At 70.9% G+C, this 11,918-nt stretch carries 9 protein-coding genes; 5 read left to right on the top strand and 4 right to left on the bottom strand.

Going from position 1 to position 11,918, the window contains the following annotated elements:
- Positions 1–395: 395 nt before the first annotated feature.
- Positions 396–2,576 (bottom strand): molybdopterin oxidoreductase family protein, encoded by a 2,181-nt coding sequence (locus tag STRIP9103_RS17900; RefSeq protein WP_009314034.1) that lies wholly within the window; start codon positions 2,574–2,576, stop codon positions 396–398.
- Between the two features lie 378 nt (positions 2,577–2,954).
- Here STRIP9103_RS17900 and STRIP9103_RS17895 point away from each other — a divergent pair, with 378 nt between their 5' ends.
- The gene (locus tag STRIP9103_RS17895; RefSeq protein WP_234022228.1) at positions 2,955–3,455 is read left to right on the top strand and encodes a hypothetical protein; all 501 of its coding nucleotides are present in this window, start codon (positions 2,955–2,957) and stop codon (positions 3,453–3,455) included.
- 39 nt (positions 3,456–3,494) lie between these two features.
- Here STRIP9103_RS17895 and STRIP9103_RS17890 read toward each other — a convergent pair whose 3' ends face one another.
- Positions 3,495–4,106, bottom strand: coding sequence for a SanA/YdcF family protein (locus STRIP9103_RS17890; RefSeq protein ID WP_319285615.1), 612 nt, complete (start codon positions 4,104–4,106; stop codon positions 3,495–3,497).
- A gap of 397 nt (positions 4,107–4,503) precedes the next feature.
- Here STRIP9103_RS17890 and STRIP9103_RS17885 point away from each other — a divergent pair, with 397 nt between their 5' ends.
- The 4 genes from STRIP9103_RS17885 (at position 4,504) to dnaG (ending at position 10,249) form a co-directional block, all read left to right on the top strand.
- Positions 4,504–5,367: a sirohydrochlorin chelatase gene (locus STRIP9103_RS17885; RefSeq protein WP_009314000.1), complete on the top strand. Its 864-nt coding sequence runs from the start codon at positions 4,504–4,506 to the stop codon at positions 5,365–5,367.
- Between the two features lie 144 nt (positions 5,368–5,511).
- Positions 5,512–6,828, top strand: a complete 1,317-nt coding sequence (locus STRIP9103_RS17880; protein ID WP_009314037.1) for a deoxyguanosinetriphosphate triphosphohydrolase — start codon at positions 5,512–5,514, stop codon at positions 6,826–6,828.
- 104 nt (positions 6,829–6,932) lie between these two features.
- On the top strand, positions 6,933–8,198 hold the full coding sequence (locus STRIP9103_RS17875) for an NAD(P)/FAD-dependent oxidoreductase (protein ID WP_009314002.1): 1,266 nt from the start codon (positions 6,933–6,935) through the stop codon (positions 8,196–8,198).
- Between the two features lie 149 nt (positions 8,199–8,347).
- The gene (dnaG, locus tag STRIP9103_RS17870; RefSeq protein WP_009313989.1) at positions 8,348–10,249 is read left to right on the top strand and encodes a DNA primase; all 1,902 of its coding nucleotides are present in this window, start codon (positions 8,348–8,350) and stop codon (positions 10,247–10,249) included.
- Here dnaG and STRIP9103_RS17865 read toward each other — a convergent pair.
- Positions 10,220–11,236, bottom strand: a complete 1,017-nt coding sequence (locus STRIP9103_RS17865; protein WP_048820482.1) for a nucleotidyl transferase AbiEii/AbiGii toxin family protein — start codon at positions 11,234–11,236, stop codon at positions 10,220–10,222. The two genes, dnaG and STRIP9103_RS17865, sit on opposite strands and share 30 nt — an antisense overlap.
- The gene (locus tag STRIP9103_RS17860) at positions 11,233–11,859 is read right to left on the bottom strand and encodes a hypothetical protein (RefSeq protein WP_199790548.1); all 627 of its coding nucleotides are present in this window, start codon (positions 11,857–11,859) and stop codon (positions 11,233–11,235) included. Before STRIP9103_RS17860 ends, STRIP9103_RS17865 begins: the two co-directional genes overlap by 4 nt.
- Positions 11,860–11,918 lie beyond the last annotated feature (59 nt).

The following is an 11,918-nucleotide window of genomic DNA, read 5'->3' as shown; positions in this document are numbered from 1 at the left end:
CCGACCCACAACGCACCCGCAGGCGAACAGCGGCGCAGCCGCTACTACTAGGGGCGCGAGGCTCTGCCATATGCGGCTCCGTCGCGCGGACGCGACAAGCCACGAACCCACCCGCACCCGCCCCACCCCAGAACCCCCCGACCCACCGAAGGCACCCCGGCCAAACCGCCGGAGGCACCCGGCACCTGGCGACGGGCTGACGCACCGGCACGGCCCGCCCCCCCATGCCCCCCAGGCGAACAGCGGCGCAGCCGCTACCAAAGGGGGCCGCAAGGCTCTGACATATGCGGCTCCGTCGCGCGGACGCGACAAGCCACGAACCCACCCGCACCCGCCCCACCCCAGAACCCCCCGACCCACCGAAGGCACCCCGGCCGAACCGCCGGAGGCACCCGTCACTCGCCAACCGCCTCCACCCGCACCGCACAAGCCTTGAACTCCGGCATCCGAGACGTGGGATCAAGCGCAGGATTCGTCAACGTGTTGGCACGCCCCTCACCCGGCCAGTGAAACGGCATGAACACGGTGTCCGGCCGAATCGCCGTAGTGATCCGCGCGGGTGCCACCGCCCGGCCCCGCCGGGAGACCACGGCGACCGGATCCCCCTCAGCCGCCCCCACCCGCTCGGCCAACCGCGGATGCAACTCCACGAACGGCCCAGGCGCCGCCGCGTTCAACTCATCCACCCGCCGAGTCTGCGCCCCCGACTGGTACTGCGACACCACCCGCCCGGTCGTCAGCAACACCGGATACTCCTCATCCGGCTCCTCGGCCACCCCCCGATGCGACACGGCGACAAACCGCGCCCGCCCATCCTCCGTGGCAAACCGATCGAAGAACAGCCGAGGCGTCCCGGGGTGAACCCCCTCCACAACAGCCCCGTCACCAGACGCCGACCCGCCGCCAGACGACGCCCCGTCACCAGGCGCCGCCCCGTCACCGCCCGCCCCCGCCGGACAAGGCCAGAACACCCCGTTCTCCTCGACCAACCGCCGATACGTGATCCCCGAGTAGTCGGCCACCCCACCCGCACTGGCCCGCCGCAACTCCTCGAAGACCTCCTCGGGATCGGTGGCGAACCCCTTCTCGACACCCAGCCGAGCGGCCAGCTCATGCATGACTTCGAGGTCACTACGAACCCCCTCCGGAGGAGTGATCGCGCGCCGCCGCAGCAGCACCCGCCCCTCCAGATTGGTCGTGGTCCCCGTCTCCTCCGCCCACTGGGTCACCGGCAGCACGACATCGGCGAGCTCCGCCGTCTCCGACAACACGACATCGCACACAGCGAGAAAGTCCAGCGACCTGATCCGCTCCTCGACATGCGCGGCCCGCGGCGCCGACACGACGGGGTTGGACGCCATCAACAACAGCGCCCGGATGTCCGTACCCAACGCGTCCAGCAACTCGTACGCACTCCGCCCGGGCCCCGGCAGCGAGTCGGGGTCGACCCCCCACACCTCGGCGACGTGCCGCCGCGCCTCGGGGTCGACGAGCTTGCGGTACCCGGGCAATTGGTCGGCCTTCTGCCCGTGCTCACGCCCACCCTGCCCGTTGCCCTGCCCGGTGAGGCACCCGTACCCGGACAACGGCCGCCCGGCCCGCCCGGTCGCCAGGGTCAGATTGATCCAGGCGCTGACCGTGTCCGTGCCCTTGGACTGCTGCTCGGGCCCGCGCGCGGTGAGCACCATCGCGTTCTCCGGCTCACAGAACATCTGTACGGCCGCCCGGAGCTCGGGAACGGACACCCCCGTGATCCGCTCCACGTACTCGGGCCAGTGCGCCATGGCCGCGGCCCGAGTCTCCTCCCACCCGACCGTACGTTCCTGGATGTACGCCTCGTCCGTACGCCCTTCCGCGACGACGAGATGCAACAGCCCGAGCGCCAGCGCGAGATCGGTCCCGGGCCGAGGCGCCAGATGCAGATCCGCCTGCTCGGCGGTGCGCGTCCGACGCGGATCGACGACGATCAACTTGCCGCCGTTCTCCCGCAGTTCGGTCAGGTACCGCAAAGCGGGAGGCATGGTCTCCGCCAGGTTGGACCCCACCAACAGCACACACCCGGTCTTCGGGATGTCCTCCAGCGGAAACGGCAGCCCCCGGTCCAGCCCGAAGGCCTTGATCCCGGCGGCAGCCGCGGAGGACATGCAGAAGCGCCCGTTGTAGTCGATCTGCGAGGTGCCGAGCACGACCCGCGCGAACTTGCCGAGGGCGTACGCCTTCTCGTTCGTCAGCCCACCGCCGCCGAACACACCGCACGCGTCCGGACCATGTTCCGTACGCGTGCGGGTGAGCCCTTCGGCGATCCGGTCGAGCGCCTCGTCCCAGGAGGCGGGCTCCAGGACACCGGCCCGCCGGACCAGCGGCGTGGTCAGCCGCACCCGGGACGACAGCACGGCCGGCGCGGTACGCCCCTTGCCGCACAGCGCGCCCCGGTTCACCGGAAAGTCCGTACGCTCCGAGACCACGACGACATCGGCCCCTTCGGCCCCGTCGGCCCCCTCTGTGGCGGGCGTCAGGTTCATCCCGCACTGCAGAGCGCAGTACGGGCAGTGCGTGGGCGTGGCGGAGTTCGGCATACCGCTCAGCGTGCGTCGACCGTGTTACGCCCCGGAACGCACCCCGTTACACGACCGGGACGGGGACCTCCCGCCGCGGCCGACGCCGACGTGAGGACCGAAGCCGCCGGGGCCACCCGACCCACCCGACCCACCCGCGCGGCTCAAGCCGTGAGGATCCCGCTCCCGCTCCCAACGGTGAACGAACGTCTCACCGATGTCCCGATTCTGTCACCGTCCCCGGCCGTCGAAGCGCTTACCGTCCCCCCGTTCGTTCGTGCGTGCTAAGAACTACGGGCGTCACTGACATGGGGGTCCGTGAGCCCCCATGGAGCGCACGTCCTGTCATGTGGCCCATGAGGGGCCGTAGGGGGAAGAGGTACCACCATCGTGAACCGTATGCGCACCACCGTCGCAGTCCTGGGTGCCGCCGGCGCTCTGACCGCCGCCCAGCTGGGCCTCGCCGGCGCCGCGTCCGCGTCGACCGTGTCCTCGCAGGCCACCGCCAACTGCCCGATCAAGATCACCTACCTGACGAAGTTCTACGTCGACCAGAACAACTGGGTGACCAACGGCGGTCTCAAGTTCGGTCTGAAGAACTCCAGCAAGAAGCAGACGTTCAAGGACGTCAGCCTCAAGGTGCAGAACACCAAGAACCTCCGCTTCGGCAAGGCGACCGTGACGACCAAGCCGATCGGCCGGATCACCCAGAAGACGAACCAGACCGTCAAGATCGCCGCCAAGACGCTGAAGCCGGGCAAGAGCGCGGCCTTCAAGGTCAGCACGCACATGCTGCGGACCGACAAGTACGAGGTGAAGTTCACCGTGTACGGCAAGACCGCGAGCGGCAAGAAGTGGGGCTGCGCCGTGGACCAGGGCACGTGGGGCACCGTCCACTAAGGACCCATCGCCTCCACGAACCACAAGGCTCCCAACGCGTCAGCGGCCCGAGGCGAGCGCCCGCTCGACCCCCGGTTCCTCCGGCCCGAGGAACCGGGGGTCCGGCTCGAACAGGGCGTCGAGGGAGGCCTTGCCCGCGGCGAACAGCTCGCGTGTGGCGCCGTAGTACCAGGTCGCGTCGTGCCGGTCCTGCACCCCGACGCCGTACGACTCGACGCCGGCCTCCTGGCACAGCGCGACCGCCCGCCGTATGTGGAAGGCCTGGCTGATGAGCACCGCGCGGTCGACGCCGAAGATCTTCTTGGCTCGGACGCAGGAGTCCCAGGTGTCGAACCCGGCGTAGTCGCTCACTATCTGCCGGTCGGGCACCCCGTGCTCGGTGAGATAGGCGCGCATCGCGTCCGGCTCGTCGTACTCCTCACGGCTGTTGTCCCCGGTGACCAGTACGACGTCTATCCGGCCCGTCCGGTACAGCTCCACGGCCGCGTCCAGTCGCCGCGCGAGATACGGCGACGGCTCGCCCTGCCACAGCCCCGCGCCGAAGACCACGGCGACATCGCTGCGCGGCACATCGGCGGTCGTCCGCAGCCGCCCGTCGGCGGCGGTGAACATCCACGTCGCGGGCAGCAGCCCCAGCACACACAGCAACATGACCACCTGCACACCCCGCCGCCGCCCCGCACGCGTACGAGGCAGCCGGGGCAGCCGGACGAAACGCCTGAACCGGCGCACCCTGCTCCCCGCCTCACCCGCTCCCCGCTTCACCGCGCTCCCCACCCCACGCTGATCCCCCGCTCTCCGGACCGTTCGCCGCCCGCCATGTGTCCTGGGTGTTTCCGATGGGCTCGACAGCGCCCGTCTTCCCGACCAACGAAGACGTCGTACGCGGTGATCCGGTTCACCCGACAGCGTGATCAGTCTCACTCGACCAGGTCGAAACCGCAGGTCACGTAGGTTCACACCCCTCCAGGGCCCACCGTGATCCCCTGGAAAAGGCCCGTGATTCCAGTGCAACGGGGACGCAACCTCCCCCCGGCACCATCGATTCATGACGGCGACGACGAGCAAGTCGAACGCGGACCTCGACAGTACGGCGCACATCATGAACCGGATCACCGACCAGCTGGCCAGCCAGCTCAGCCTCGTCTCGCTCAACGGGACCCGGCGCCCCACCCCGCCCGAGCTCGTTCTCGTGGCGCACGGCAGCCGCGACCCGCGCGCGCTGGCCACCGTAAGCGCCCTCATGGACCGTGTCCGCGAGCAGCGCCCCGGTCTGTCCGTGCGTCTCGGCCACATCGAGCTGAACGAGCCCCTGCTCCCCGACACCCTCGCCGATCTCGGCGACCGGGAGGCCGTCCTCGTCCCGCTGCTCCTCAGCCGGGGCTACCACATCAAGCAGGACATCCCCGAGATGGCCGCCGTGTCGCAGGCCCGCACCCGCGTGGCCGCCCCCCTCGGCCCGCATCCCCTCCTCGTGGACACCCTGCACACCCGTCTCGTCGAGGCCGGCTGGCGCACCCGTATGACCGAGGCCGAGCGCCGCACCAGCGCGGTGGTCCTGGCCGCCGCCGGCTCCCGCGACCCCGAGGCCGCCGTCGACGCGGGCCACACCGCTCGCCTCCTCTCCACCCGTCTGGGCGTCCCCGTCCTCAACGCCTACGCCTCGGCCGCCACCCCCACGGTCCGGGAAGCCGTACGCGCCCTGCGCGCGAAGGGCCGCCACCGAGTGGCAGTGGCCTCCTACTTCACGGCCCCCGGCCGCTTCGCCACGGAGTGCGCGGAGGCGGCCCCGTGGATGGCCGCGGCCCCCTTGGGTGCCCACGAGTCGATGGCCCGCCTGGTGCTGCACCGCTACGACGAGGCCCTGACGACCCCGGAGATGACAAAGGAACGAGCTCTGGCAACGGCGTAGGTCACCTTGTGGCCGGAGGGGAACGGCTTCGCCGTAAGGGGCGCGGGGCTGCGACCGGCCACAACGAACCCGCACTCGCCCGATTCACGAACCCGGCAGACGCGTAGGCACCCATTTGTCACCCCCTCCGCTTACTGTCGAGACATGGAAGGCACCGCACTCGCCCCTCACGAGAACCACACCCCACCCTCCGGCTACGACCCCACGTCAGTGGCCCGCTGGGCCCCAGAGCCCGACAAGCGTCCGGGCCGCACCGCCTTCCAACGCGACCGCGCCCGCGTACTGCACTCGGCGGCCCTGAGAAGACTCGCCGGCAAAACCCAAGTGGTGACGCCGGGCACCCGGAACCAGGCCTGGGACGCCAGCCCCCGCACCCGGCTGACGCACTCCCTCGAATGCGCCCAGGTCGGCCGGGAGCTGGGCGCGGTACTCGGCTGTGACCCGGACCTGGTGGAGGCCGCCTGCCTCTCCCACGACCTCGGCCACCCCCCGTTCGGCCACAACGGCGAACAGGCCCTGAACGAATTCGCCGAGGACTGCGGCGGTTTCGAGGGCAACGCCCAGTCCCTGAGGCTCCTCACCCGCATCGAACCCAAGCGCTTCGTACGGTCCCCGGAGTCGGACGACCTCATGAGCGTCGGCCTGAACCTCACCCGCGCGACCCTGGACGCCGCCACCAAGTACCCCTGGCCCCGAGGCGTCCACCCCACCGACCCCAAGTCGCCCAAGTTCGGCGTGTACGAGGACGACCGCCCGGTCTTCGACTGGGTCAGACAGGGTGCCCCCGACGGCCGTACGACCTTCGAGGCGCAGGTCATGGACTGGTCCGACGACGTGGCGTACTCGGTGCACGACGTCGAGGACGGCCTGCACGCGGGCCATATCGACCCCAACTGCCTGCACGCGGAGCCGGAACGGCAGGAGGTGTTCGCGGTGGCGCGCGGCCGGTATGTGCCGGCCGACACCGACCCCGCCGAACTCGCCGAGGCCCTTGACCGCCTCCTCGACCAGGAGTGGTGGCCGCACGGCTATGACGGAACGGCCGTCGCGCAGGCCCGGCTGAAGGACGCCACCAGCCAACTCATCGGCCGCTTCTGCCTGGCCGCCGAGGCCGCCACCCGAGAGGCATACGGCGGCGGACGCCTCACCCGGTACGGCGCCGCACTCGTCGTCCCGCGCGGGACGCGCCTGGAGTGCGCGGTCCTCAAGGCGGTCGCCGACCGGTATGTGATGCAGCGCGCCGAGCAGGAGCGGCTCCGCGCCGACCAGCGGATCGTCGTCGCCGAACTCGCCGAGGCGCTGACCGCCCGCGCGCCCGAAGGCCTCGAACCGCAGTTCCGCGCGCTGTTCGACGTGGCCCTGGACGACCGTGCCCGTAAGCGCGTGATCGTCGACCAGATCGCCTCCCTCACCGACATCTCGGCCCGCACTCTGCACGCGAGACTGATGGGGCGGAAGTGACAAATACGTGACCCTGCGTGGCCTGATCGGGTCACTACCTCTTCCCGCATCACGCTCTGTGCGGGACGCTCGCATGTGGACGCACCCTTAAGAGGAGGCATCAAGTGGTCGACGCGGATCAGACATTCGTCATCGTCGGAGGCGGTCTCGCCGGCGCGAAGGCGGCCGAGACTCTCCGAGTGGAGGGCTTCACCGGCCGCGTGATACTGATCAGCGACGAACGCGACCACCCGTACGAGCGTCCCCCGCTCTCCAAGGGCTATCTGCTCGGCAAGGAGGAGCGCGACAGCGTCTTCGTCCATGAACCGGGCTGGTACGCGCGCAACGACATCGAGCTGCACCTGGGCCAGACCGTCGACGCGATCGACCGCACGGCGAAGACCGTCCGCTTCGGCGACGACGGCACCCTCGTCCACTACGACAAGCTGCTGCTCACGACCGGCGCGGAACCGCGCCGCCTGGACATCCCGGGTACGGGTCTCGCCGGCGTCCACCATCTGCGTCGTCTCGCCCACGCCGAGCGCCTCAAGGGCGTCCTCGCCGCCCTCGGCCGGGACAACGGCCATCTCGTCATCGCGGGCGCCGGCTGGATCGGCCTGGAGGTCGCGGCGGCGGCCCGCGAGTACGGCGCGGAGGTCACCGTCGTGGAGCCGGAACCGACACCGCTGCACGGCGTGCTCGGCCCCGAGCTGGGCAACCTCTTCGCCGAGCTGCACCGCGAGCGCGGCGTCCGCTTCCGCTTCGGCGCGAAGCTCACCGAGATCGTCGGCCAGGACGGCATGGTGCTCGCGGCCCGCACCGACACGGGGGAGGAGCACCCCGCGCACGACGTCCTCGCGGCGATCGGGGCGGCGCCCCGGGTCGGCCTCGCCGAAGCCGCGGGGCTGGAGCTGGCCGACCGGTCACAGGGCGGCGGCATCGTGGTGGACGCCCAGCTCCGTACGTCCGACCCCGCCATCTACGCGGCCGGTGATGTCGTGTCCTTCCCCCACGCCCTCTTCGACACCCGGCTGCGGGTGGAGCACTGGGCCAACGCGCTCAACGGCGGGCCGGCCGCGGCGCGCGCGATGCTCGGGCGGGACATCACGTACGACCGGGTGCCGTACTTCTTCTCCGACCAGTACGACATGGGGATGGAGTACTCGGGATGGGCGCCGCCCGGGTCGTACGACCAGGTGGTGATCCGGGGGGACGCCGGGAAGCGGGAGTTCATCGCGTTCTGGGTGCGTCAGGGGCGAGTGCTCGCCGGGATGAACGTGAATGTGTGGGACGTCACGGAGACGATTCAGAAGCTGATCAGGTCTCGGGCGGCTGTGGACGTGGAGGCGCTTTCGAGCCCGCAGGTGCCGTTGGAGAGCCTGGTCGCCTAAGGGGTCGCCTGCTTGGGATGCCGGGCGGCTGCGGGCCGTGTGTGGCCGGCCGTGCCCACGCGGCGGAGCCGCATGAGGTCACGCCCGCGCCCCTTCAGGGGCGCTCCTGCGGCCCCATGGCTGTCGGTCCGTCCCCGTAGAATCACCGCGTGGCAGGACGGATCAACGACGAGGACGTGAAGGCGGTACGGGACGCGGTCCCGATCGACGCCGTGGTGTCCGAGTACCTCCAGCTGCGTAGCGCGGGCGGGGGGAACCTGAAGGGGCTGTGTCCCTTCCACGACGAGAAGTCGCCATCCTTCCAGGTCAGCCCGAGCAAGGGGCTCTTCCACTGCTTCGGCTGCCAGGAGGGCGGCGACACCATCACGTTCGTGATGAAGATCGACCACCTCTCCTTCTCGGAGGCGGTCGAGCGCCTGGCCGCCCAGGCCGGGATCACCCTGCGCTACGAGGAGGGCGGGTACAACCCCTCCCACCAGCGCGGCGAGCGGATCCGGCTGGTCGAGGCGCACAAGCTCGCCGCCGAGTGGTACGCGGAGCAGCTGGCCGTCAGCCCCGAGGCCGACACCGGCCGGATCTTCCTCGCCGAGCGCGGCTTCGACCAGGCGGCGGCCGTCCACTTCGGCGTCGGTTACAGCCCCCAGGGCTGGGACCACCTCACCCGCTACCTCCGCGGCAAGGGCTTCACCGACAAGGAACTGCTCCTCTCCGGCCTCTCCCAGGAGGGCCGCCGAGGCCCCATCGACCGCTTCCGGGGCCGTCTGATGTGGCCGATCCGCGACATCGCGGGAGACGTCGTCGGCTTCGGCGCCCGCAAGCTCTACGAGGCGGACAACGGACCGAAGTACCTGAACACCCCCGACACGGCGATCTACCGGAAGTCCCAGGTCCTGTACGGCATCGACCTCGCCAAGCAGCACATCGCCAAGACCAGCCGGGCCGTCGTCGTCGAGGGTTACACGGACGTCATGGCCTGCCACCTCGCCGGGGTGACGACGGCCATCGCGACCTGCGGTACGGCCTTCGGCGGCGAGCACATCAAGATCCTTCGCCGGCTGCTGATGGACAACGGCTCGGCGCGGGTGATCTTCACCTTCGACGGCGACGCGGCCGGCCAGAAGGCGGCCCTGCGCGCCTTCGAGGACGACCAGAAGTTCGCCGCCGAGACATACATCGCGATCGCGCCGGACGGCATGGACCCCTGCGAGCTGCGCCTGGCCAAGGGCGACGAGGCGGTCGCGGAGCTGGTCGAACCCCGTACGCCGCTCTTCGAGTTCGCCCTCCGCCAGATCGTCGTCCGCTACGACCTGGAGACCCCCGCCGGGCGCGCCGCCGCCCTGGACGAGGCCGCGCCGATCGTGGCCCGCATCAAGAACAGCGGTGCCCAGCACGAGGTCGCCGTGCAGCTCGCCGGCATGCTCGGCATCCTCGACACCCAGTTCGTCGTCAAGCGCGTCGCCCAGCTCGCCCGCTGGGCCCGCGAGCGCGGCGGCAAGGGTCCCGCGCCGGCCCCACAGCGCCCCGCACAGCCGTACGAGTCCTCGCCCCGGCCCCCGTCCGGCCCGGCCCTCAACCTCCGCAACCCGGTCTACGCCACCGAGCGCGAACTCCTCAAACTCGCCCTCCAGCGACCCGAGTTGGTCGCCCCCGCGTTCGACGCGTACGGGGTCGACGAGTTCACCGCCGCCCCGTACGCGGCCGTACGCCAGACGATCATCGAGGCGGGCGGCGTCGAGTACGGCGCCCAGGACCCGCAGGAATACCTGATCCGGGTCCGCGAGGCCGCGCCGGACGACGTGGTGCGGGCCATGGTGACCGAGCTGGCCGTCGAGCCCATCATGCGCAGGACGGTCGACGAGGAGTACGCGGGCGCCCAACTGGTCACCGTCCGCCGTCGGGCCGTCGAACGCCGGGTGCGCGACGTCCAGAGCAGCTTCACCCGCCTCACCACCCACGGCGACCCGGCCCAACTGGCCGCCGTGCAGAACGAGTTGTGGGTCCTCCAGCAGTACGACCAGGCGCTACGGGAGCACGGGCCCGCCGCCCTCTGAGCGCTGCTCGAACGTCGGCGTCACCGCCCGCACCAGCCGCTCCGCGAACTCCCGCTCGTCGTCGGCGAACTGCGGGTACTCCACGACGAAGTGGTTCCACTCGACGTACCCGACCCCCTCGACCACGTCCTCCAGCAGCACGTTCTCGCGGTACGGGTAGGGCCACTCGCCCGACAGCCGGAACACCTCGTGCAGCAGCTCGTAGGGGAGTGGATGGCGCTCGGCGAGGAGGACGGCGTCGTAGAGGTCCTTGCCCTGCGCGTACGTGTCGTTGATGATCCACATCAGCTTCCAGGCGAGCGAGAGCGCCGGTGTGGCCGCCTGCACGATCGCCCCTCCCGGCAGCTCCACCGGCTCCGGCTCCTCGGGCAGCTTCTCGTTGAAGACGAAGTCGAGCTGGACATGGCCACCGGGCAGACCCGGCGCGGACCACGGCAGCACCATGCGCCGGCCCGGCACCCGCTCATAGGTCCAGATGTCCTCCACGACCGCCCCCGCCGCGGAGATCCCCAGCTGCGGCCCGTGCGCGGACGCCAGGGCCTCGGCGGCCGTCGCGATCCCGTCGAGCATCCGGGCCGTCCGCTCGTCGTCGATCGCCCAGGTATGCGGTACGACGACGAAGTCCAGGTCACCGGGCTCGCGGGCGGCGTCCGGGAACCACGTCGACATCAGCACGCTGCCGCGCAGCACCAGCGCGTCCACCCACGGGGAGTCGGCGATCGCGGCCAGGACCAGATGCAGCGCCCGGCGCCTGGCCGTGCGCCAGGCGTCGCCGCGCGCCGGGTCGGTGAAGGCGGGGTCGGTGGCCCGGTAGGCGTTCTCGTAGTGCTTCAGCGCCGGGTCGAAGACCGGCCGCTGCACCACGTCGTCGCCCGGCACGGGACGCAGTGTCCGCGGCAGCTTCTCCGCCGCGCGGATCTCGTCGTCCAGCGGCTCCTTGGGGATCTCCGCGCTCGCCCAGCCGAAGCCGTCCCATCGCCCGCTCATCCCCGTACCCCCCGTGTCACCGTTTCCTCGATCCATCCGTCGTCCACCGACTCGTCGCTGTCATGGAGCACGAACTCCCGTTCCACAGCCACCACGTGAAGCCCGTCCAGCTCTGCCAGCAACTCCTCCAGCGCCCGCCCCGCCCCCGTCGCGTCCACGCCGCGGCACCGCTGCGTCACGAACCGCTCGTGCCGTCCGCCGCCCCGGATCCGCCGCGCGTTCCAGGACAGATGCGCGCCGTGCGGGACCACGCGGGAGGCCAGCGCGCCGAGGTCGGTGTCCGCGTCGAGCAGCAGCTTCACATGGTGCTCGAAGTACTGTCCGCCGCCGCAGGGCCCGTCCGGCACCTCCGGAGCCCACGGCGTCGACTCGATCTTGACCCGCACCGGCTCGAAGCCGTCCTCCCGCAGCCGTGCCGCCACCTGCCGCGCTCGCGCCGCTTCATGGGCGTACGACGGGGAGCCGGCCAGGGTGAGCATCGGCTGGGTGCGCATCCGGCCCCGGGCCAGCTCGATATGGGTGAGCTTGAGGCCGACCGCGTCCGCCCAGCGGAAGAGTCGTTCCGACTCGGCGGCGTCGGCGCAGCGGACGGTCACATGGGTTTCGTACAGAGAAGCGGACACCAGCGGATCGTGCCAGATCACCTCGGACCCGGGCACGTGGGTTTCCGCCCGCACATCAC

It is taken from the genome of Streptomyces ipomoeae 91-03 (assembly GCF_000317595.1).
GTDB lineage: Bacteria > Actinomycetota > Actinomycetes > Streptomycetales > Streptomycetaceae > Streptomyces > Streptomyces ipomoeae.
Note: the sequence above shows the minus strand (reverse complement) of the source record. Positions and strands in the feature narration are given on the sequence as shown.